Origin of the sequence: Pseudoponticoccus marisrubri, assembly GCF_001482405.1 — a bacterium.
GTDB lineage: Bacteria > Pseudomonadota > Alphaproteobacteria > Rhodobacterales > Rhodobacteraceae > Pseudoponticoccus > Pseudoponticoccus marisrubri.
Window position 1 is genome coordinate 1 of sequence record NZ_LPXO01000050.1, and the last position, 475, is coordinate 475.

1 protein-coding gene is annotated in these 475 nt (G+C 53.9%); it reads right to left on the reverse strand.

Translation table 11 applies throughout. The annotated features are described in order from the left end of the window. A partial coding sequence (locus AVJ23_RS21935; RefSeq protein ID WP_205626906.1) for a hypothetical protein occupies positions 1–475 on the reverse strand: 475 nt, incomplete at both ends.

Consider the following 475-nt stretch of genomic DNA (forward strand, 5'->3'; position numbering starts at 1 on the left):
TGGCGAAGCCATCCTGCAGAATGCTGGCACTCGAGCTCTGGCTCAGTAGCTGCATCACGCTGGCGGTATTGAAGGAACCATCTTGCAAGATGTCAGAGGTGTTATTGACACCGTGGGACTGAACGGCATTGGCATAGTTCTTGAGACCAACCTGGACAGTCACAATGGAACTGTTGCGTTCCACTTTCTGTACACTGTATGAGCTGTTGGCGTCACCAAGCTGGAATGTCGTACTCAAATTACCCACGCCATAAGATTGGCGGCTGAAGGCCCTGTTCAGCGCACCGGTCTGATCCTGAAAGATGGTGCTGTTGCGCTCACCGTTCTGTATAGCCTTGCCGCGGTTGTAAAATCCATCCTGATCCTGGTTGATGGTGTTGTTGACGGTATTCGGGGCGGTTTGATCTGCGTCGGCGCTGTTGCCGGTGCCTGACTGGACCACGTTGGTAGTATTACCCGCTGCGAGCGCTGTACC